This window comes from Flavobacterium sp. FlaQc-30 (assembly GCF_044005885.1).
GTDB lineage: Bacteria > Bacteroidota > Bacteroidia > Flavobacteriales > Flavobacteriaceae > Flavobacterium.
Genome location: NZ_JBIPCO010000009.1, coordinates 90752 through 111336, shown reverse-complemented (window position 1 = coordinate 111336; position 20585 = coordinate 90752). Strand labels below are relative to the sequence as shown.

At 31.8% G+C, this 20585-nt stretch carries 19 protein-coding genes; 14 read left to right on the top strand and 5 right to left on the bottom strand.

Translation table 11 applies throughout. The features are described 5' to 3' along the window. Nucleotides 1-38 precede the first annotated feature (38 nt). Together aroQ and ACHRV0_RS18865 are read right to left on the bottom strand one after the other, a co-directional pair. Nucleotides 39-452, bottom strand: a complete 414-nt coding sequence (gene aroQ, locus ACHRV0_RS18870) for a type II 3-dehydroquinate dehydratase (RefSeq protein ID WP_395442072.1) — start codon at nt 450-452, stop codon at nt 39-41. A gap of 134 nt (nt 453-586) precedes the next feature. Then, a complete protein-coding gene (locus tag ACHRV0_RS18865) occupies nt 587-1147 on the bottom strand; it encodes a porin family protein (RefSeq protein WP_089058362.1) in 561 nt (186 codons plus the stop codon). 282 nt (nt 1148-1429) lie between these two features. Here ACHRV0_RS18865 and ACHRV0_RS18860 point away from each other — a divergent pair, with 282 nt between their 5' ends. From ACHRV0_RS18860 to ACHRV0_RS18845, 4 genes are all read left to right on the top strand, one after another. Then, nucleotides 1430-1984, top strand: coding sequence for an outer membrane beta-barrel protein (locus ACHRV0_RS18860; RefSeq protein WP_129023570.1), 555 nt, complete (start codon nt 1430-1432; stop codon nt 1982-1984). A gap of 200 nt (nt 1985-2184) precedes the next feature. Beyond that, nucleotides 2185-2754, top strand: a complete 570-nt coding sequence (locus ACHRV0_RS18855; protein WP_395442070.1) for a porin family protein — start codon at nt 2185-2187, stop codon at nt 2752-2754. 84 nt (nt 2755-2838) lie between these two features. Beyond that, nucleotides 2839-3735, top strand: coding sequence for a site-specific tyrosine recombinase XerD (gene xerD / locus ACHRV0_RS18850; RefSeq protein ID WP_089054141.1), 897 nt, complete (start codon nt 2839-2841; stop codon nt 3733-3735). 143 nt (nt 3736-3878) lie between these two features. Then, nucleotides 3879-5399, top strand: a complete 1521-nt coding sequence (locus tag ACHRV0_RS18845; protein WP_395442068.1) for a PAS domain-containing protein — start codon at nt 3879-3881, stop codon at nt 5397-5399. Between the two features lie 78 nt (nt 5400-5477). Here ACHRV0_RS18845 and rny read toward each other — a convergent pair whose 3' ends face one another. The 3 genes from rny to ACHRV0_RS18830 all read right to left on the bottom strand — a co-directional run bounded on the left by rny (nt 5478) and on the right by ACHRV0_RS18830 (nt 7835). Next, complete coding sequence (rny, locus tag ACHRV0_RS18840) at nt 5478-7037, bottom strand: ribonuclease Y (protein WP_089054143.1); 1560 nt, start codon at nt 7035-7037, stop codon at nt 5478-5480. Between the two features lie 208 nt (nt 7038-7245). Continuing rightward, a complete protein-coding gene (locus ACHRV0_RS18835) occupies nt 7246-7539 on the bottom strand; it encodes a cell division protein ZapA (RefSeq protein WP_089058357.1) in 294 nt (97 codons plus the stop codon). Nucleotides 7540-7544: 5 nt separating this feature from the next. Further along, nucleotides 7545-7835, bottom strand: a complete 291-nt coding sequence (locus ACHRV0_RS18830; RefSeq protein WP_089054145.1) for a hypothetical protein — start codon at nt 7833-7835, stop codon at nt 7545-7547. A 180-nt stretch (nt 7836-8015) separates the two neighbouring features. Here ACHRV0_RS18830 and ACHRV0_RS18825 point away from each other — a divergent pair, with 180 nt between their 5' ends. From ACHRV0_RS18825 to ACHRV0_RS18780, 10 genes are all read left to right on the top strand, one after another. After that, nucleotides 8016-9710 carry a M23 family metallopeptidase gene (locus ACHRV0_RS18825; RefSeq protein WP_395442066.1) on the top strand — a complete coding sequence of 565 codons (1695 nt, stop codon included), beginning with the start codon at nt 8016-8018 and terminating at the stop codon, nt 9708-9710. Nucleotides 9711-9721: 11 nt separating this feature from the next. Next, nucleotides 9722-12187 (top strand): TonB-dependent receptor plug domain-containing protein, encoded by a 2466-nt coding sequence (locus ACHRV0_RS18820; protein WP_395442064.1) that lies wholly within the window; start codon nt 9722-9724, stop codon nt 12185-12187. After that, complete coding sequence (locus ACHRV0_RS18815) at nt 12184-12816, top strand: hypothetical protein (protein WP_395442063.1); 633 nt, start codon at nt 12184-12186, stop codon at nt 12814-12816. The genes ACHRV0_RS18820 and ACHRV0_RS18815 overlap by 4 nt, the downstream gene beginning before the upstream one ends. Nucleotides 12817-12862: 46 nt before the next feature. Continuing rightward, nucleotides 12863-13588 (top strand): hypothetical protein, encoded by a 726-nt coding sequence (locus ACHRV0_RS18810; RefSeq protein WP_395442061.1) that lies wholly within the window; start codon nt 12863-12865, stop codon nt 13586-13588. Nucleotides 13589-13750: 162 nt separating this feature from the next. Further along, nucleotides 13751-14962, top strand: a complete 1212-nt coding sequence (locus ACHRV0_RS18805) for a LysM peptidoglycan-binding domain-containing protein (RefSeq protein WP_395442059.1) — start codon at nt 13751-13753, stop codon at nt 14960-14962. A 55-nt stretch (nt 14963-15017) separates the two neighbouring features. Continuing rightward, a complete protein-coding gene (locus ACHRV0_RS18800) occupies nt 15018-15371 on the top strand; it encodes a PAAR-like protein (protein ID WP_395442057.1) in 354 nt (117 codons plus the stop codon). A gap of 48 nt (nt 15372-15419) precedes the next feature. Next, a complete protein-coding gene (locus ACHRV0_RS18795; RefSeq protein WP_395442055.1) occupies nt 15420-15890 on the top strand; it encodes a DUF4280 domain-containing protein in 471 nt (156 codons plus the stop codon). A 5-nt stretch (nt 15891-15895) separates the two neighbouring features. Beyond that, complete coding sequence (locus tag ACHRV0_RS18790) at nt 15896-18760, top strand: hypothetical protein (protein ID WP_395442053.1); 2865 nt, start codon at nt 15896-15898, stop codon at nt 18758-18760. Continuing rightward, the gene (locus ACHRV0_RS18785) at nt 18757-19665 is read left to right on the top strand and encodes a hypothetical protein (protein ID WP_395442051.1); all 909 of its coding nucleotides are present in this window, start codon (nt 18757-18759) and stop codon (nt 19663-19665) included. The genes ACHRV0_RS18790 and ACHRV0_RS18785 overlap by 4 nt, the downstream gene beginning before the upstream one ends. A 4-nt stretch (nt 19666-19669) precedes the next feature. Further along, entirely contained in the window at nt 19670-20584 is a 915-nt protein-coding gene (locus ACHRV0_RS18780; RefSeq protein ID WP_395442049.1) for a hypothetical protein, read from the top strand. Nucleotide 20585 lies beyond the last annotated feature (1 nt).

The window sequence follows — 20585 nt, the reverse complement described above, 5'->3', positions numbered from 1 at the left end:
TTAAAAACGAGCTTATTAAAAAATTGTTAAAAAAAGACTTACAAGAAAAATTGAATTGCGAGATCGTAACTTTTTAGACCAAAACCTAAAATTACACCTTTTGCATTTCCAGACAAATAAGACTGATGTCTGAAGCTTTCGCGGGCATACGTGTTTGAAATATGTACTTCGATTACTGGCGTTGTAACCGCTTTCATTGCATCGCCTATACCTATAGAAGTGTGAGTGTATGCTCCTGCATTTAAAATAATTCCATCAAAAGTAAAACCGCATTCTTGAATTTTACCAATCAATTCCCCTTCGATATTGCTTTGGTAATAAGAAAGTTCAACATTTGGAAATTTTTGTTTCAACGTTTCAAAATAATCTTCAAAAGTTTGGCTTCCGTAAACTTCAGGTTCTCTCTTTCCTAAAAGATTTAAATTTGGTCCGTTGATAATGCAGATTTTCATAAAGAATTTGATTTTAATTATAAGTGATGTGAGTTCACTTTACGTTTTAACTGAAAACATTTCACTAAAGTGTAAAAATAAAAAAACCGTTCTAATTAATTGAACGGTTTTTGTAAAACTATGTGATATTCTTTTTAGAACATGAATCCAGCTGAAAGTTGAACTGTTGAGTTTTTTACATCAGCTTTTGTTGAAACTTCTGTTAGTCCTAATCCGTAACGAGCTTGAACAAAGATACTTTTAGTTACTTTTAGACCTAATCCAGCATTAACGGCAAAATCAAAAGTTTTTGGGTCTTCTGCGTCAAACTCTTTTTTGTTACTTAATAAGAATGAAGCTTGAGGTCCAAGTTCTAAACTAACTGATTTAGTTAAGTAGAATTTTGCCATTACTGGAATAGCTAGGTATCCAAGTTCGTTTTTAAATTCTTTAACTGCATTTTTATATGTTGCACCTTGAGTTGAGTATAAAAGCTCAGGTTGAATAGAGAATTTTTCTAATAATTTAACTTCAGCAACAAGACCAGCATGGTAGCTTGTAATACCTTCTTTGTCAAACGCTACTCCGTTTAGGCTTGCATCTCCAGTTTGGCTTGCAAAGTTAACTCCGGCTTTTACTCCAATTTGTAATAATTGTGCTTGAATGGTTGCTGATGTTGCTAAGAACAATACAGCTGCTAAAAGTATTTTTTTCATAAAAATGTTTTTAGGGGTTTCGTGTTTAAATGTTATTTATTAAGTCAAAACTACATTATTTTCAATTTATTGCTTTATATCAGGCTTTATAAAATTATTAAAATTCACACTTTTTTTTGTGTTTAATCGGCTTTTTTCCTTGTGTTTTCTTCTAATTGTTTGAAAGTCAGTTATTTATTTGTAGTCTAATTCTGTCTTATTTTGATATTTAAATGACTTATTGAGGATCTTTTTCTGTAAGTATAATCTTAATTTCGTATCCCATAATTAAAAAAATAAATTATGAAAAAGGTTATTTTTACTGCTATTGCAGTATTAGGTTTTGCATTTGCTAATGCACAAACTGGAGGGTTTGCTAAAGGAGATGCTTTTATTTCTGGAGCTTTAACTGTAGGTTCTACAAAAACTGGTGATGTAAAAACCAGCGGTTTTGAGATTGAACCAAAAGTAGGTTACTTTGTATCTGAAAACATTGCTATTGGAGCAAAATTAGGTTTTGGCTCTGATAAGGTTGGTGATGACAAAACGAATTCATTTACAGCTGGAGCTTTTGGTAGATATTATTTTACTCCTGCTTCTCAGTTCTCAGTTTTTGGTCAAGCTGGTCTTGATTTTACAAACAGTAAAGCTGGAGATTTCAAAACAAATCAAGTTGGTGCAAATGTAGGTTTAGGTTTAAGTTATTTCTTGTCTAATCATTTTGCTATTGAAGCAAGCTGGGCAGGTTTAGAATACAGCGTAAACAACAATGGTGGTCATGGTGCTGACAAAAGCAACAATTTTGGTTTTGGTACTGACTTAAGAGATGTTAGATTTGGAGTAATCTATAAATTCTAAATAAAATATTTAGTTAGTTTTGAAAGGCCTTCCTCTTTTGAGGAGGGCTTTTTTTGTGCATATAATGGTCGTGTTGTGAAATCAAATGCTTTTAAATTAGGTGGTTAATCTCTTATTACTATTTTATTTGTTAAATTCCTAGCGTAGAATTATGAAGAATATTTTTATATTTGAACTATATAACGTAAAAACAAATTGTAATGAAAAGAATTATTTTAGCTGCTATAGCAGTAATGGTATTTGGATTTGCGAATGCGCAAAAAACAAGATTTGGAGTTAAAGGAGGTCTTAACCTTACAAGTTTTGCAGGTGGAAATTACTATGACTCTAAGTCCTTGGTAGGTTTTCAAGTTGGTGGCTTTGCCGAAATTAAAGTTATAGAGAGGTTGTCGATTCAGCCTGAGGTTTTGTTCTCTACGCAGGGAGCTAAACTTGATGATCTGAATGTTGATAGAAAATTGAATTATATTAATGTTCCTGTTTTGGCTAAATTTTATATTACCAAACAGTTTACTGTTGAGGGAGGGCCTCAACTTGGGTTTTTAGTATCTGCGAAAAGTAATGGGACTGATGTTAAAGACGCATACAAATCAGTAGATACAGGATTTAATTTTGGAGCTGGATATAATTTTACGGAGAATGTTTCTGTAGGGCTTCGTTATACCGTAGGTTTGTCAAATATCGGAGATTATAATGCTGAAACTTGGGAAGAGCTTTATGATAGTCCAAAGAACAGTGTTTTGGCATTGACTTTAGCTTATAAATTCTAATATCTTAAAACGATATTTTGTATAAAACCTTCCTAAATTTCAGGAAGGTTTTTTTGTGCTCAAAAATGTTTTACTTTGTAAAGTATGAAATGGAATAATTACATAAAAGACTACCAATCGTATTTGCGTATAGAAAGAGGATTGTCTAAAAATACAATCGAGAATTATAGTTTTGATATAGAACGTTTGTGCCTTTTTTTAGAAACCAATCAAATTGACGTTTCACCTCTAAAAATTACTGATGAAACAATTCAGCAGTTTATTTACTCAGTATCTAAGGAAGTAAACCCTAGATCTCAATCTAGAATTATTTCTGGTTTGAAAAGCTTTTTTAATTATTTGGTTTTTGAAGATTATAGAAACGATAGTCCTTTAGAGTTAATTGAGAGTCCTAAAACCGGCAGAAAACTACCCGATACATTGTCTGTGGAAGAAATTGATGCTTTAATTGCTGCAATAGATTTGAGCAGTAACGAAGGGGAACGAAACCGTGCTATGCTGGAAACTTTATACGGTTGCGGACTTCGGGTTTCGGAGTTGGTTTCGCTCAAAATATCTGATTTGTTTTTTGATGAAGGTTTTGTGAAGATTACAGGGAAAGGAAATAAAGAGCGTTTTGTTCCGATAGGAAAGGTAACTAGAAAATACATAGAGATTTATCAAAATGAAATTCGGGTGCATCTAAATATTAAAAAGGGTTTTGAAGATACCTTGTTTTTAAATCGCCGAGGTAATCAGCTTACTCGTGCTATGATTTTTACAATAATAAAAGATCTGGCTGTAAAAATTAAACTAAGTAAAACAATTAGTCCGCATACATTACGTCATTCTTTTGCGACACATTTATTAGAAAACGGCGCCGATTTAAGGTCGATTCAATTAATGCTGGGACATGAATCTATTACCACAACTGAAATTTATGTACATCTCGATCGAAGTTTCTTGAAAGAAGTGATGCATTCATTCCATCCGAGAAAATAATTTTTTTTACGTGAAACCTGTGTTTTTAAGCAAAAATTAATATATTGTGTTTGATTTAATGTTAAAAAGAAAGTATAAAAAGCAATAATAAGACTTTTGAATTTGATTTTGATAAAGTAATTATTTACTTAAAATGACGGCGTATGGTTTTTGATTTTTTTAATAGTGAAGATTGCTTAGAAGTTAATAATTTTTACAAAAAACTGCTTGCAGAAGTGCCGGACTTGATTTTTCAGTTTGTGATAGATGCAGATAATCAGTATTCATTTCCTCTTGTAAGCAGATCTGTTGATGAAATTTTTGAACTTGCGATAGATAAATTTACAGATGATATAAAACTGATTATCTACGAAAGAATCTTGCCGCAAGATCGTGATATGTTTTTTCAAAGTTTGGTTAAGGCGCGAAAAGAAATTAAGCCTTGGGAGATTGAGTTTAGAGCAGTTTTGCCTAAAAAAGGACTTCGATGGTTTAGAGTTTCAGCTAAAACTGAATTGTCTGATGGTGATAAAGTAAGCTTTTTTGGACATGTTTCAGATATAACTGAACTTAAAGATAAAGAAGAAAAACTTCGTATTTCTGAAGAGCGTTTTCAGTTTGCTCTAGATGCTTCTACGGTTGGAATTTGGGATTGGGATATGATGACTAATAATGTTTTTTATTCGTCATTATCATTAAAAATCTTAGAATTAGAATCAACTGATATTTTTGACGATCCGGAGCGTTGGGATAAAATTGTACATCCTGATGATCTTCCAAAATATTATTCGGACATCAAGGAGCATTTTGAAAACAAAATACCTTACTACGAAAACTATCATCGTGTAATGACTTCCAGCGGTAATTATAAATGGATTTTAGATCGTGGTAAAGTTATCAAGCGTGATGAAAATGGAAAGCCATTGCGTGTTATAGGAACGCATACTGATATTTCATTGCAGAAAGAAAAGGAGCTTGAGCTCTTGAAAACAATGAAATTGTACAGCGATCAAAATAGCCGACTGCTGAATTTTTCACATATTGTATCGCATAATTTAAATACTCAGGCAGGGAATATTAAGTCAATTTTGGATTTTATTGATGCAGATGGCGACAAGGAAACGGTTACCGAAATGCTGGAACATTTGCGTACGGTTTCTAATGATTTAAATGAAACGATTTCAAATTTAAGTCAGATTGTAAAAACGCAAAGCAATATTAATATCACAGTTGGGCCGTTAAAGCTTTTTGAGTATATAGAGAAAACTATTTCGACAATAAAAGGGCACAGCAAACAGAAAAAAGTCACAATTATAAATAATGTGCCGGAGTACTTGATAATAAATTTTAATCCCGCTTATTTAGAAAGTGTTTTGTTGAATTTTACAACTAATGCCATAAAGTATGCGCATCCTGACAGAGATCCAGTTATTGTTTTTGATTATGGTTTGGAAACAGATGGACATAAATCATTGAAGATTACTGATAATGGTTTAGGAATTGATTTGAAGGTGTACGGCGATTTGTTGTTTGGAATGTATAAAACATTTCATAAACATGAAGAGGCGCGCGGAATAGGTTTGTATATTACCAGAAACCAAATAGAGGCTATGAAAGGAACAGTTTCTGTAGAAAGTGAAGTAGGAGTAGGAACGAGTTTTAAAATCACGTTTAATGATCTTTAAAAGCTTCGTAGTTAGATAGAATTAAAAAAGGCAGCTCGTAAAGAACTGCCTTTTTTGTTTTTATGTATGGATTGGCTGTTATTTTGCAATATTTACAGCTCTTGTTTCTCTAATTACAGTTACTTTAACTTGACCTGGGTAAGTCATTTCAGTTTGAATTTTTTGTGAGATTTCAAATGATAAGTTTGCCGCATTGTCATCAGAAACTTTTTCACTTTCAACGATAACACGAAGTTCTCTACCAGCTTGAATTGCGTAAGCATTTTTTACACCGCTGAATCCGTAAGCTACTTCTTCAAGATCTTTCAAACGCTGAATGTATGAATCTAAAACCTGACGTCTTGCTCCTGGTCTTGCTCCTGATATAGCATCACAAACCTGAACAATTGGCGATAATAATGATTTCATTTCGATCTCGTCGTGGTGAGCACCAATAGCGTTGCATACTTCTTCTTTTTCTCCGTATTTCTCAGCCCATTGCATACCTAATAGTGCGTGAGGCAAATCACTTTCTGTATCTGGAACTTTACCAATATCGTGTAGTAAACCAGCTCTTTTAGCTAATTTGACATTCAAGCCTAATTCGGCTGCCATGATACCGCAAAGTTTCGAAACTTCTCTTGAGTGTTGTAATAAATTTTGTCCGTAAGATGAACGGTATTTCATTCTACCAACAACTTTAATTAATTCCGGGTGTAATCCGTGAATTCCTAAGTCAATAACGGTACGTTTACCAACTTCGATAATTTCGTCGTCGATTTGTTTAGCTGTTTTTGCAACAACTTCTTCGATTCTAGCTGGGTGAATACGTCCGTCAGTTACCAATTTGTGCAATGACAAACGAGCAATTTCTCTACGAACTGGATCAAAACAAGAAAGAATGATTGCTTCTGGTGTATCATCAACGATAATTTCAACTCCAGTTGCAGCTTCAAGAGCTCTAATGTTACGACCTTCACGACCAATGATTCTACCTTTTACATCGTCAGATTCGATGTTGAATACAGAAACGCAATTTTCAACAGCTTCTTCTGTTCCAACTCTTTGAATTGTATTGATGATGATTTTTTTAGCTTCTTGTTGTGCAGTAAGTTTAGCCTCTTCAATTGTGTCTTGAATATGAGACATTGCTTTGCTTTTAGCTTCTGCTTTTAAGCCTTCAACTAATTGTTCTTTAGCTTCTTCTGCAGAAAGTCCAGAGATAACTTCAAGCTGCTGTAATTGACTTTTGTGTAACTTGTCAACTTCAGCTTGTTTTTTGTCTAAAACTTCAATTTTATTGTTGTATTCAGCTGTTTTAGATTCAAAATCGTCATTTACTTTTTTAGCTTTTGAAAGCTCATTAGAAACTTGAGATTCTTTATCACGTACTCTTTTTTCTACTTCAGCAACTTTTTTATCTCGTGCTAAAATAACTTGTTCGTGTTCTGATTTTAATTCGATAAAACGCTCTTTTGCTTGAAGAATTTTATCTTTTTTAATATTTTCGGCTTCTAAATTAGCGTCTTTTAAAATCGAAGCTGCCTCTTTTTTTGCGTTTTTTATTAGGTTTGAAATATTACTTTTCTCGATAAATTTAGCTATTGCAAAACCTGCTGCAATACCTACTATACCAATAATGATCGTTATGATGTCCATGTTTGTTAAGGTTTATATATAAAAAAAGCCTACATTAATTGCTTGAATAAACTCGTAAAGACAAGTTTTGAGCTAACTCACTGTTCAAGTTTCCCAGCCAAAGGAGGGCATACTATAGTAGTGATGATTTGCTCATTCTAAATTGTTAGTGTTGAGTTTACCAATTGTGAACTAATGTAGGCAGTATCTTAGTTTCTGTAAAGAACGTTTAGTTTTCGAGATATTGATCTAAAAGCAAATTTAATTTTTTAATTCTTTCGATAGTTTGCTCGCCATCGATTGCGTTATCAATTTGTTTTTGTTCCACTTGCGATGCAAATTGCAGTGCGCACATGGCTAATACATCTTGTTTGTCGCGAACTGCGTAACTTTCTTCGAACTGCTTAATCATGGCATCAATTTTTTTTGAAGCACTTCTAAGTCCTTCTTCTTGAGCTGGATCTACCGTTAATGGGTAAACTCGGTCTGCAATTGATATTTTGATTTTAAGCTTTCCGTCCATGTTATCTAATCTGATAGTTGTGCTATACAGTAATCAATTTCGCGAATTAATGAATTTATTTTAAGCTTTGTCTCTCTCTTGTTGTCGTCGCTGCCAAGCAACGAATTGGCTATCTTAAGTGTGTCATACTGCTTCTTCAAAGCTTCAATCTCCTCAGATTGTTTTCGAATAATTTGCGCAGCTTTGGCTAATTCTAATTGTAATACCTGATTATTCTTTTCCAAGCTTTTTGATTTCTCAAACAGCTTTTCGATTTTATATTCAAGAGTATCAATTATTTCGGCAATTACACTCATTATACATCCTATTCATTACTTAATCATACAAAGTTAATATTCCTTTTTATTAATGCAATTTTTTATCGATTTTTTTGCATTAAAAATAGACAAATAAATGAATTTCAATCAATTGTGTTTTTGTGGCTGTATCTTCGGTTTTTCCCTGTTAATTTTTTATCTTAGCAAAAATGTTATTTTATGAGATTTTCTGTATTTGCCCTTTTGTGCGGCCACTTTATTTTTGCCCAAACACAATATCCTAAAGATTATTTTCGTCCGCCATTAGATATTCCGATGCAGCTTTCGGGTAATTTTGGAGAATTAAGACCAAATCATTTTCATGCAGGTTTTGATTTGAAAACCAATCAGAGAGAAGGACTCAATGTCTATGCAATTGCCGATGGTTATGTGTCGAGAATTAAGATTTCGACGTTTGGAAACGGAAAATGTATTTACATCACGCATCCAAACGGGTATACTTCTGTTTATGGGCATTTGCAAACCACTAAAGGAGCGATTCAAGATTTTGTAACCAAAGCGCACTATGCTGAAAAGGCTTATGAAATTGAATTATTTCCGAAACCAGGTGATCTTCCGGTTACAAAAGGACAGTTAATTGCACTTTCTGGAAATACAGGTTCATCTGAAGGACCGCATTTGCATTTTGAAATTAGAGATACAAAAACGGAGTTTGTAATTAATCCAATTTTCTTTGGGTTTGATAAAAATATTAAAGACACAAAGAAACCAACTTTGTCAAGTTTGTATGTTTATCCATTAGACAATGCCTCAGTTAATCAGTCCAAACAGCCTGTGTTGTTAAACATGACACTTCAAAAAGACGGAACCTATCTTGCAGGAAAAGTAAAAACGAATGGAAAAATTGGTTTTGGAATTAATGCTGTTGATACTGATGATGTTTCTTTTAATAAAAATGGCGTTTTTAATGTTTCGACATTTTTAAATGGAAATCAAAATTACAACTATCAATTTAATACCTATTCATTTGATGAAATGCGTTACATCAATGCATTTATTGATTATTCGCGATACAAAAAAACAAGTCAGCGTGTTCAGAAGCTTTTCATGAAAACACCTTTTGCGTTAAGCATTATAAAAACGGATGCATCTAGAGGGATAATTACGGCAGAACCTAATTTGGCGTCAACTTATAGAATTGAAGTTTCAGATTATTATGGGAATCTAAATTCAATCACAGTTCCAATCGAATATGATTCAGCTGTTCCTTTGGTGCCGGCAGAAGCGAGTACATCTAAGTATTTTGTTAAATACAATAAAGATTCTAATTTCGAAAAAGATAATATGTCTGTTTTCTTTCCAGCAGGAACATTTTACGATGACTTTAATCTAAATTTTGATGTTAAAAATAATCGAATTTATATTCATGATGATACCGTTCCTGTGCATTCTAATTTTACTATAACCATCAAGGATAATACTTATTCTGAAGCCTTGCGCGACAAAGTTTTTATTGGAAGAATAAGCGGAGCAAGCAGCAGTTACAACGGTACGGTTAGAAAGGGAGATGTTTATACAGCAAAATCAAAAGTATTAGGACAATATGGTTTAGTATTAGATACTATAAAACCCGTTATTAAAATTACAAAGCCGGTTCAGGATAAATGGATCAGCGATCAGAAAAAAATCGAGTTTATTATCAGCGATTCTTCGTCAGGAATTAAATCCTATAACGGCTATTTGAACGGAAAATGGGTTTTGTTTGAATATGAAAATAAAAACAAAAAGATTACTCACACTTTTGATCCTCAATTACTGCTTGAAGGAGCAAATGATTTAAAAATTGAAGTAATTGATAATGTAGGGAATTCTTCTATCTTTGAAACACGTTTCCTTAGAAGTCAACAAAAATAAAACCCAAATAGTTGTATAATAATAGGTTCATATTCGCCTTGTTTTTTCTGTTTTTCACATGTGCTTTGTTTGCTCAAAACGGTCATGTTAAGGGCATTATTGTCGACGATGAAAATAATATTGTTTCTAATGTAAATATCACATCAGGTAAAAATAGTACACAGTCTGATGTCAATGGTTTTTTTGAAATTGATGTAGTTTCAAATAAAAAAGTTTCGATAATTTTTACCCATATTTCTTTAAAAATGATAAGCTTAACGGTGAATTTAAAGCCAAATGAGTTTTTTGTTTTTAATCCCGTAATGAGTAATTCTGAAGAACAGATGGGAGAAGTTTTTGTGTCTTCCAAAAATAGAAAACGTGTTCAGGGAATTGCAACAATTGATGTAACAGCAATAAAAAAAGTTCCCGGTGCAAATGCAGGTGTAGAAAATATCTTAAAAACACTTCCGGGCGTAAATTCAAATAATGAACTTAGTACACAATATGCAGTACGAGGCGGTAATTATGATGAGAATTTAGTTTACGTTAATGAAGTCGAAGTTTATCGTCCGTTTTTAATTCGGTCAGGGCAACAGGAAGGATTGAGTTTTACCAATACAGATTTGGTTCAAAATGTGGATTTTTCGGCAGGTGGATTTCAAGCTAAGTTTGGAGATAAATTATCATCAGTTTTAGATATTACTTATAGAAGGCCAACTCGGTTTGGTGCTTCCTTAGAGGCTAGTTTTTTAGGAGGAAGCGCTTCTGTTGATGCCGTTTCGAAAAACAAAAAATGGTCAGCAGTAACCGGAGTTCGCTACAGAAATAATAGTTTACTGGTAAATAGTCAAGATACAAAGACAAATTATACGCCGACTTTTGCTGATTTTCAAACTAACATAAATTACGATATTTCTGAAAAATGGCAGATGAGTTTTCTGGGAAATGTTTCACAGAATAAATATTTATATCAGCCCTTAACCAGAGAAACAAAATTTGGAACTATCGATCAGCCAATGGCGCTTAATGTGTATTATGAAGGTCAAGAAAAAGATCAATATGATACTTATTTTGGAGCTTTAAAAACAACTTATAAAGTTTCTCCATCTCTTACTTTAAAATTAATTGGATCATTATTTCATACGACAGAAAAAGAGCATTTTGATATTTTGGCGCAATATCGTTTAGGAAATGCGGCAGCAGAGGATGGAACAAACGAGACAGCGGTTGATTTTACTCGAGGAATTGGATCGCAGTTGAATCACGCTAGAAATGATTTGGATGCTTTAATTGCAAATATTGAAATTAAGGGTTCGAAAGACTGGAAAGAAAGTCAGCTTGAATTTGGTTTAAAATATACAAGAGAATCAATTCGAGATCGAGTTGTGGAGTGGGAGGTAATTGATTCATCTGGGTTTTCGGTAAATCCGCCTTTAGTTATGCTGCCAAAAAATAATCAGCCTTATACGCCTTATGAAGGCCCGCTTTTGCCTTATCAAAACGTTCGAGCGACAAATTTTAATACTATAAATAGATTTTGTGGTTATACACAATGGAATAAACAGTCAGAAATTGGTTCTAATCAGGTTTGGTTTCATGTAGGTGCTCGTTTTCAAAGTTGGAATGTTTCAGGCGCTGCGGTTGAGGGAAAAAATCAGTTTGTGTTGAGTCCGCGAGCGCAATTTGCGATAAAACCAGATTGGGATATGGATATGGTTTTCAGAATTTCTGGAGGATTGTATCATCAGCCGCCTTTTTATCGAGAACTCCGGGATTTGAATGGAGTAGTGAATCCGAATGTAAAAGCGCAGGAAGCAGTTCATGTCGTTTTGAGCAACGATTACAATTTTAAAATGTGGAATCGCCCTTTTAAATGGGTTACAGAAGTTTATTATAAGTCACTTTCAGACGTAAATGTGTATTCGATAGATAATGTTCGAATTCGATATGTTGCCAATAATAATGCAAAAGCATATGCACAAGGTTTGGATTTTAGATTGAATGGAGAATTTGTGCCAGGAACGGAGTCTTGGGTTAGTTTTGGATATTTGAAAACCGAAGAGAATTACGAAAACAAAGGTTATATCGCACGTCCGACAGATCAGCGTTTGAAATTTGCAATGATGTTTCAGGATTATATGCCAAATATTCCAAGTGTAAAAGTGTATCTTAATTTAGTGTATAATACTGGTTTGCCTGGAGGCGCACCAGCTTATTCTGATCCTTATTTGTATCAAAACAGATTAAATGATTACAGAAGAGCTGATATTGGTTTTGCTAAAGTTTTTGTTGACAGCAGTACTCAGAATGCTAAAACAGGCTGGCTTAAAAATTTTAAAGAGTTATCTGTTGGATTAGAGATTTTTAATATTTTCAACAATCAAAATGCGATTACGAATACTTGGGTTCGCGATGTTTATTCTAAAAACCAATATGCGATCCCGAATTTTATGACTTCAAGAGTCTTTAATATAAAACTGAATGCACGGTTATGATAAGGAAACGGGAAAATAGAAGAAGGATTTATTATGTTCCCGGAATGATTTCTTTGATTGTTATTCCTTTACTGTGTTTTTATCATTTTTATAAAGTTGATGCTTTTAAAGATGAGCGATGTATTGATATTAATGTTCCTAGTGACTCTACTGAGACAAGGATGTTTATGGCTTATAAAAGGAATTATAAAGTTTTTAATTTTAATAATTCCTTGGATTTAGAAAGAAAAAAGTTAAATAAACTTCAATTTGATTTAAAAGAATTAAATCGTACAAATGATACAATAAATGGAATTCAAGTTTGTTTTGGCGCTAAGATGAAATATGAAGTTTATATTGAAATTTTGGATATCTTCTTTGCTGAAAAAGAAACATTGTTTATGCAATATAAAAACAACTTTTTTGTTTTGAGAATACCAAAGCCTAAGAATCAAATAAGTGTAAAAATTGTCCCAATTACATGTGGTTATTTTGAAGCTAATAAAGATTATATCTTGGAACAGGAGAGAAAGAAGAGGTTCGAGTATTATTTATCTTTGTATAAACAAAATTGGATTGTGTTTTTAGGTTATCTTGGAATTGTGTTTCTCAATATCTTTGCTTTAGTAAAATTCAATAAAAACAGATAATACGATCAAAAATACTATATTTGATATTCTAATATAATTTGCAAGCATGAAAAATTCCTTAAAATATATAGCCTTAATAATCATCGGTACATTAATGAGTTGTAAAGATGAAGTACAGCAAAAGCCAAAAGTAATTTATGATGGTTCAAATAAAGTTGGAGCTGTCGCAAAGAGTGATTCGACACAAATTGAAATTGCAGATTTGCCTATTCAGATGGAAGGAACGAATTATTTAATTCATCCTGTTGGTGATTTAAGGGTTTTTGAAAAGGGGTCAAAAGCACGTTACGGTTCTTCGAGCGTGAATGATATAAGCTTTACAATCTCTAATTTGGGAGAATATGAAATTACGGGATATCTTCAGAATTTAAAATTTCAAAAAGTAGATTCAGATTCAATTCGTCCGCTTTCAGATAAACCGGTTTTAATTTTAACCGCTACTTATTTGAAAACGGTTGCAGACAAAACGCAGAATAAAGTTATGGTTTATACTTTAACAGATTCAGATACTAACAAAGATGGTAAAATTGATACAAGCGATATTAAAACGTTGTATTTAAGTGATATCAGCGGGGAAAACTTCACAAAAGTTTCTGCTGACTTGCAAGAATTGGTAGACTGGAATTTGATCGAATCTAAAAACCGTTTGTATTTTAGAACTATCGAGGACACGAACCAAAACGGGCAGTTTGATAAAAACGATGTTTTGCATTACAATTATATCGATTTGACTTCGAAAAAATGGGAAGTGAAGAGTTATAAGCCTATTTAAAAAAACATTCTACTTTAAAAAAAAGCAGAGTTTGTGAAAGCAAACTCTGCTTTTTTTTTGTAGAAAGGGAAAATCTAATTTATTAAATATAAGAAATATACGAATATTTTAATTATTTATCATAAGAAAAAGATTATATTTGATTTTCTATATTTTATCAAGATGATTAGTTTTAAAAAGTACAAAGTACAGCGAGGAGACACAATTGAAAAAATAGCCAATAAAATTGGAATTCCTGTAAAAGATGTAAGAGCATTTCATAATCAGCATTGTGAAATATCCGATCTGGTAGAATTTGGTTTGCCAATAAGATTTGTAGAATATATTTTGCTTTCTGATCTAAATTCTTATGTAGATTCTAAACTTTCTGAGCAAAAAGCGCTTAAAAAAGTATTTTCTAATTCTGAAAATCTCCTTCGGTTAGCTTGGATTGAGAATTATACACAAGAGTATGGAACTATTATTCAGTTTAGACAGAATAATCAATTAAAAAACAAAGTTCATTTTACTTCGAAAGTTGAGTTTTTAAGAGAACAGGATAATCATTTTATTGTAAAACTTCAAGTCAATCAAGTATATATAAATGATAAAGAACCTAATTTGGTTATTGAGGAATTTGCAAGTGAAATTTCTAAAGTATTATATCCTATTGTATTGTGCTTGACTGACAGAGGAGCAATACACAGCATACTTAATGTAGAAGATATCCATAGAAGATGGAAAGATCTCAAGCCTGCTATACTAAAATACTACAAAGGAGGAAACGTAATACAACGATTAATATATTCTTTCGAAAAAAGTATTGGCTCAGAATCTTTATTAAGACGAAGCTTTGAAGAACACCCTTTTTTTCAAATATTTTTTGCACCGATATATCAAAATCATTCTTCAGATTTATCATTTACCAGCTTTGGCTTTCAAACGCAAACTTTTCAAAGTATTGATGAGTTTCAAACCGCTACATCAAAAATTTGTGTAAGACGTAAAGAAATTGTCTCCAGAATAAATTTTAATAAAGGCTTAGATCCATTTGATGAATCTGACAAAGACGTGGGGGATCTTAAAGAAATTGATTTGCGAAAGGAAGAATTTGAGAGGGGAAAATTGGAAGATGGAATTGATAAGAATTTGGATTTTCAATACAAATTACATCAGGATAACAAAACCATATTTTCTGTTAGTGGTTTTATAAATTCAAGATTAAGTAATAAAACAATTTCTACCATTGAGTTTGAAACTTATGCAATAAACAACAAAAAGCAAAAAACAGAAATTTTAAATCCAGTATCAGGACAAATAGATTGGAATTTGGAAATTATTAATGAAAAAGAAATTAAAGAGCCAGGATTTTGGGAAGGGTTTTGGGGAAGATAATTTATCAGGAGTAAAAGATTTAATTGCGAATTTTTTTTAAAAAAAAAGTAAAAAAATGAATGGTTTTATAGTAGTAGAGAGTGCTCGAATAAAATGTGAATATGGCAGTATTGAATCGGCATTTTTAAAAGCAGATTATAACGGATGTACAATTGATGACAAGAATCCTATACTGGAAAGTAATTTAGATATTTCTAATTTTCTTTTTTGCACCCTGCATCAAAGGGCGTGTGTGTTTAAAGCTCTTGATGAAAAATGGAGAGACCCGGCGTATTTCAAGACTGATGAAGAAAGCTATATTACATCACAATCGACATTGTATTGTAAAGACGGCGGACGTTTATCTATAGTAGATGCAGGACAAACTGTTGTAGCTGAAAAAGACGGCATGCTGATAATGATAGAATGATCTGTTTTTTTTATACAAGGATATTTTTATTATCTAAAATTATGTAAAATGAGCAAAATACATTTAGTATGTCAAGGGGCAATTTGTAAATGTCAGTTTGGTACAGCACCTGATACTTTGAAAGTAAAAACACAAACCAAACGTTTTATAAATGATTCAAAAGGAGAATCAAAACTAACGTCAACAGATAAAGATATAGGTCAGACATTTGAAAAAAATACTTTTGGAAGCTGTGCAAAAATGAACAATAATCCTTGCAAACCATCGGTAACAAAGTGGGAAGGTGTTCATGATAAAGTGACTTTGCAGGACAATGGCGGTAAACCCTTATTAGAAAATAGTAAAGCAACTTGCGCAGTTGCAGGGAGTCCTTGTATAGAAATTATTAATCATGGGCAGATTTGCGAGATTACCGAACAGAATATTAAGAACGTTAGTCCCGAAGTAATTAAGATTATTAATCCTGCAATAAATTTAAGCATTGATGAAATTGATAAATTACAAATACCTAATATCTAACTATCATGAGTGATAATAAATTGCATCTAATTCCAGTATTAGAAAAAGGACAGACTTATAATGCTGCTTTGGCAAGTATTGTTTTGTCTAATGCGGGTTATTTTTCCGTAACAATTAAGGAGTATCAGGAAGACGAAAAAAAGATAAAAGAGTTAGAAAAAAAGAAAGAAGCTGCAAAGAATTTTGCTATAGATAAGTGGGAAGCAAACGAAAAAAAAGGCTGGGGTCAAAAAAAATTAAAAGAAGAATATGAGCAGGATATACAAGAGTATTCAAAATTAGAAGCTCAAGTCCAAAAGTATAAAGAAAAATATAATGATGTAAACTGGTGCTGGCAGCTGGCAGGTAAAAAAATAATTCCTAATAACCTTTCTCATAATGATTCCTTTAGCAAAGGGATTTATCAAATAAAAAATACGGGTAAACAAAGTGTTTTATTTCCAAAATTTCTAATAGGAGGAGGAGTATCGTGGATTGAAGCATTTCATGAAAATGAAGGGCCTGTAGGACAGACACCTTATGGGCTTTGTGTACAAGCTTATGGAATACCAGAAATAGCGAGGATAGAATGGACAGATATTGAACGTAACCCTATAACACAAAAAATAGGTTTTAATTCAAAAGTAATTTTGCATATCTATACCACAGCATTGTACGGACAGGAACTGGAAATAAAGTTAACAGATAAGAATTCGTTAGTTTCTCCAAAAAATAAAGCATTTTCAGAAGCGCCAGCTTTTGAGAGGCAAGTAAATATTCGAAAACTCAATAAAAGAGACATAGGTAAAAAAGGGGTTTCTGGTTTGTTGACAAAAGAAGGACAGAATAATGTTGCAGAGCAAGAATATTACACACAAAAAATAGAGATCGAAATAGTAATTGAGGAAGCCTGGGACATGCACAACGGTACTATTTTGAGTATATTCCCAGCTATAAAATCTCTAGAAACGGATGTTTATTTTAAGGAGTTTGAAGGCGTTCCTTTAGATGTAGTTAGTTACAAAGAAGTAATTACTTCTGTTCAGCAGGTAAGTAATAAACCAGTATTAATTGCAACAATAGAAACAAATGTGGCGCACTACAACCATTGCAGGTACGATAAAATCGAATTGAAAAAACAAGATAAGTCGGGATCTGTTGTGCTTTTTGATTCAGCAAAAAATGCACATAGAGAATTAAAAACTATTCCTGTAGAGATAGTAGTAGGAAAAAAAGAAACCTATTTATTGGATTTTGATTTTGAAACTAAAGAGTGTGAACAAAAACCTGTTAAACACATTAACGAAGAACTTACATTAATTAGTGTTCCTAAAGATTATGAGGTAAAAATTGATTCCAGTTCTAAGGCTGAGCATAAAATAAAAAAGGAAGAAAAGAAATTAATAAAAACAGAATCTACTCGCGACTCCTCAATAATGGGGATGAAAACGAAACAGAACGAAATTATTCCTGTAGAAAAAGGTATTGTTACTGTTAGACAAAAGCAAATAGAATTTGATGCGTTTTATAATTATGATATTCCGCAGGATGCTAATGCTGTAACCACATTTATAAAGGCAGTACGGTATATTTGGCTTCATGATTTAAGTGCAGACAAAATAAACAGGATCAATGCTTTTGCAGCCACATGTGCGTTACAGCAAAATATTCATATTGCGATCTATCCTGATATTAAATGGACTTTGAAATTTGGGTTTAATGTTACCAAAGATGATATTGAAAAATTAAATAAAAAAGGAGGAACGTTTGCTCCTCTAAAAACCTATCAAGACCGTGCTCAGGAAAAAGAAGATGACTATTTTGAAAAAAATAAATCACGTAAAGAAACCAAAGACAGAGCCGAAAAATATTTTTCAGAAAAATATGATCTAAAACGGAGAGATTTACCTGCTGCTCCTGTAGATAAAGGAACTAAATTTAAACAGATAATTGAGATTGTAAAAAACATAAAAATATCTCTGGAAGAGCAGCATTATGGCGGTGCTGTAAAAAATGAGCTGACGGATGAGTTTGTAAAACAATTCTACGAACAGATAAGACCTATAGGTATATTAATTGGGAAAGCAATTGGTATTATAGATGGGGATTATGATAAAAAAGAGTTTACTCCAGGAGAAGAAAAAGACATAGATGGATTAATGGCTAAGTTTAACAGAAAGCCTGTTAAGTACGAAATGTTATATCCTAAAATATCCTGTGCGGGTTCGTGGTATTTTCAGGAAATTGATGCTAAACAATATCCTGAATTTGCAGGAAGGCAAGGCTTGGGCGTAGATTTAATATTAAAAACGGCACCATTAATTGGTGTTTCTATAAAATGGGACATTTTAGAACTTTTGTGCCGCAGGCACCCTATAGCGTACGCTGTTTTAAAAGCGGTTGATGGTTTAATATATATTTTGGCAGACGATCCAAGTGCCGTTACTTGCGATTTTATAGTATCTGGACAGATTGACTCTACTGTAAATTTACAACTTAATTGTTTAGCTGGTTTTAAGGATTTTAATGTAAAAGGGAAAAGTGGAATAAAAGCTGAAATTATATTGGAGCTAAAACTTAATAATAGTATGAAATTAGGGAAATTTGAAATTTTAGCAAAAAGAGATCTGAGTACAGGGGCTTCGATTGGCTTAGGAATAGAAGATTTATACGGTATTGATAATAATGGTATATATATTAAAAAAGATTTAGTTTTTGAAGGAATTAAATTTTCTTTTAAAGCTGAAGGGAGTATAGAACTTGCAAAAAAGGAACGGAAAAGGAGAGAAAATATGGTTAAATTGGGAGGAAAGGTATCAGGAGAAATAACAATGTTAGCGCATACTTTTTCAACAAATAAAATATATTTAAATAAAACATTACAATCATGAAAAAAATAATAATGCTAACATTAATATTAATCACAAACTTAAGTTGTTCACAAAAAAATAATAATCAAAACATGACAGATTTTAGCTTAAATACTTTATATAAAAAACTAGAAATTTACAATGAAAGACCTGAGTACTGGCTGTTTCTGCATAGTAATAATTGCTCCTATGTTGTTACATTAGATGACATGCCAATTTATGAAGATTACGACGAGGGTAGTATGAAGTCGTTATCAATACCAATAAATAATTTTATATTAGAAAGTGGGAAACATGAATTGAAAATTTTGATTTTACCAACAATAAATGAAAATTATCACTTAAATAATTTACTTAGTAGCGATTATACTTTAAATATCAAAATAAACAGAACAGAAAATAAAAAAGAAACTATTGTTTTCAATAAAAAGCTTTCAAATGATGAACAAAATAAAACATTTAAGCAGAATATTATTCCTTTTGAAGCTGAGGTTCCATACAGGTTAACAGGTTGGAGCAATAGTATAGATTTGACAAAACAAGACAGGGAATCTTTAGAAAAAGAAGTTGTGAATTTTTATAAAGAAATAATGGATGATTATAAAAATAAAAAAACAGAAAGTATTGAAAAGAAATATTATAATAGGCAGTTCGAAAATGCACAATCTCTATATTCATATAAAAAAGAAGATTCGGATAAATTAATTTCAGAAATAAATAAAGATGTAAACAAAGAACAAGATTTAAAATTAGAAAATTATAAATTAGTGTTTTATGGTAATGGAAAGGTAGTGGGCTTAATAAGAACAGATGGAGAATTTTTTGGAGAGTCAGCTTTTTTAGGGCTAACAGATGAAGATTTCTATGTTTATTCTTTGCTCCTCCATCGTCCAAAAGCAGGTGGTTCTTTGGAAGTAATACGTTAAGAGTATGAAATACGGAATAATTTTGATCGCTTTTTTTTCTTTTTTTATTTCTTGTGCTCAAAAGGAAATCAAAAAAGAAGATGTTATGAATCAAGATAATATAAAGAAAGCAATAGTGTTCTTTAATATAAATTACTTATCATGTTCAACAGAAATATTAATTAATGATATTCCTATTTATAAAAATTTGAATGGCAAAGATAAAGCTGGAGAAAGTTTTAGTTTTCAAATAAATGAATATCTTTTAAAGTCAGGTAAACAAGAGTTAACGATAAGAATTTATCCTGCAAGTAATGAAAAGGACATCTTAAATTCAAGTATTTCAAATTCTTCAAATTTGAAGGTAAATATCATTTATGGAGATCCTAAAATCCAAAAAATAAAAGATTATCAAACTGCAATAAATTATGAAACGAATAACTCTACAATAGATCCTCATACTCCATTTATAGAAATAAAAAAAGAGTTCTACATTCAATCATTACCATATGAATTAAAAGGATGGTCGGAATCTGTTTCTTTAGTTAAAGAAGACAAAAATAAATTAGAATCAGAAGTTGTTCAATTTTATAATGATTTTAGAGATAATTATACAAGTAAGGATATTGATCAACTTTCGGGTAAAATTTATAAAAAGGAATTTGAAAAATCAGAAGCAAATTATTTTAAAAGTAAAGATGATACTCAAAAAATATTAAATTCTCTTTTAAAAGAAATTGATACAGTTCAAACGATGTTGTCAATAGAACATTATAAAATGTTTTTTTATGGTAATGGAAAAGTAGTAGCATTGGTTAGAATTGATAATGAATTTAGAGGGGAATCTGTAATTATTGGAGAAACTGAAGACAATTATAATTTTTATCCAATTTATTTACATCGCCCAAGATCTGGGGCTCCTTTAGAGATAATACGTTAGA

Excerpts from the sequence above, each read along its gene's own strand:
- aroQ (WP_395442072.1), bottom strand. The coding sequence starts at position 452 with ATGAAAATCTGCATTATCAACGGACCAAATTTAAATCTTTTAGGAAAG.
- ACHRV0_RS18865 (WP_089058362.1), bottom strand. The coding sequence starts at position 1,147 with ATGAAAAAAATACTTTTAGCAGCTGTATTGTTCTTAGCAACATCAGCA.
- ACHRV0_RS18860 (WP_129023570.1), top strand. The coding sequence starts at position 1,430 with ATGAAAAAGGTTATTTTTACTGCTATTGCAGTATTAGGTTTTGCATTT.
- ACHRV0_RS18855 (WP_395442070.1), top strand. The coding sequence starts at position 2,185 with ATGAAAAGAATTATTTTAGCTGCTATAGCAGTAATGGTATTTGGATTT.
- xerD (WP_089054141.1), top strand. The coding sequence starts at position 2,839 with ATGAAATGGAATAATTACATAAAAGACTACCAATCGTATTTGCGTATA.
- ACHRV0_RS18845 (WP_395442068.1), top strand. The coding sequence starts at position 3,879 with ATGGTTTTTGATTTTTTTAATAGTGAAGATTGCTTAGAAGTTAATAAT.
- rny (WP_089054143.1), bottom strand. The coding sequence starts at position 7,037 with ATGGACATCATAACGATCATTATTGGTATAGTAGGTATTGCAGCAGGT.
- ACHRV0_RS18835 (WP_089058357.1), bottom strand. The coding sequence starts at position 7,539 with ATGGACGGAAAGCTTAAAATCAAAATATCAATTGCAGACCGAGTTTAC.
- ACHRV0_RS18830 (WP_089054145.1), bottom strand. The coding sequence starts at position 7,835 with ATGAGTGTAATTGCCGAAATAATTGATACTCTTGAATATAAAATCGAA.
- ACHRV0_RS18825 (WP_395442066.1), top strand. The coding sequence starts at position 8,016 with ATGAGATTTTCTGTATTTGCCCTTTTGTGCGGCCACTTTATTTTTGCC.
- ACHRV0_RS18815 (WP_395442063.1), top strand. The coding sequence starts at position 12,184 with ATGATAAGGAAACGGGAAAATAGAAGAAGGATTTATTATGTTCCCGGA.
- ACHRV0_RS18810 (WP_395442061.1), top strand. The coding sequence starts at position 12,863 with ATGAAAAATTCCTTAAAATATATAGCCTTAATAATCATCGGTACATTA.
- ACHRV0_RS18805 (WP_395442059.1), top strand. The coding sequence starts at position 13,751 with ATGATTAGTTTTAAAAAGTACAAAGTACAGCGAGGAGACACAATTGAA.
- ACHRV0_RS18800 (WP_395442057.1), top strand. The coding sequence starts at position 15,018 with ATGAATGGTTTTATAGTAGTAGAGAGTGCTCGAATAAAATGTGAATAT.
- ACHRV0_RS18795 (WP_395442055.1), top strand. The coding sequence starts at position 15,420 with ATGAGCAAAATACATTTAGTATGTCAAGGGGCAATTTGTAAATGTCAG.
- ACHRV0_RS18790 (WP_395442053.1), top strand. The coding sequence starts at position 15,896 with ATGAGTGATAATAAATTGCATCTAATTCCAGTATTAGAAAAAGGACAG.
- ACHRV0_RS18785 (WP_395442051.1), top strand. The coding sequence starts at position 18,757 with ATGAAAAAAATAATAATGCTAACATTAATATTAATCACAAACTTAAGT.
- ACHRV0_RS18780 (WP_395442049.1), top strand. The coding sequence starts at position 19,670 with ATGAAATACGGAATAATTTTGATCGCTTTTTTTTCTTTTTTTATTTCT.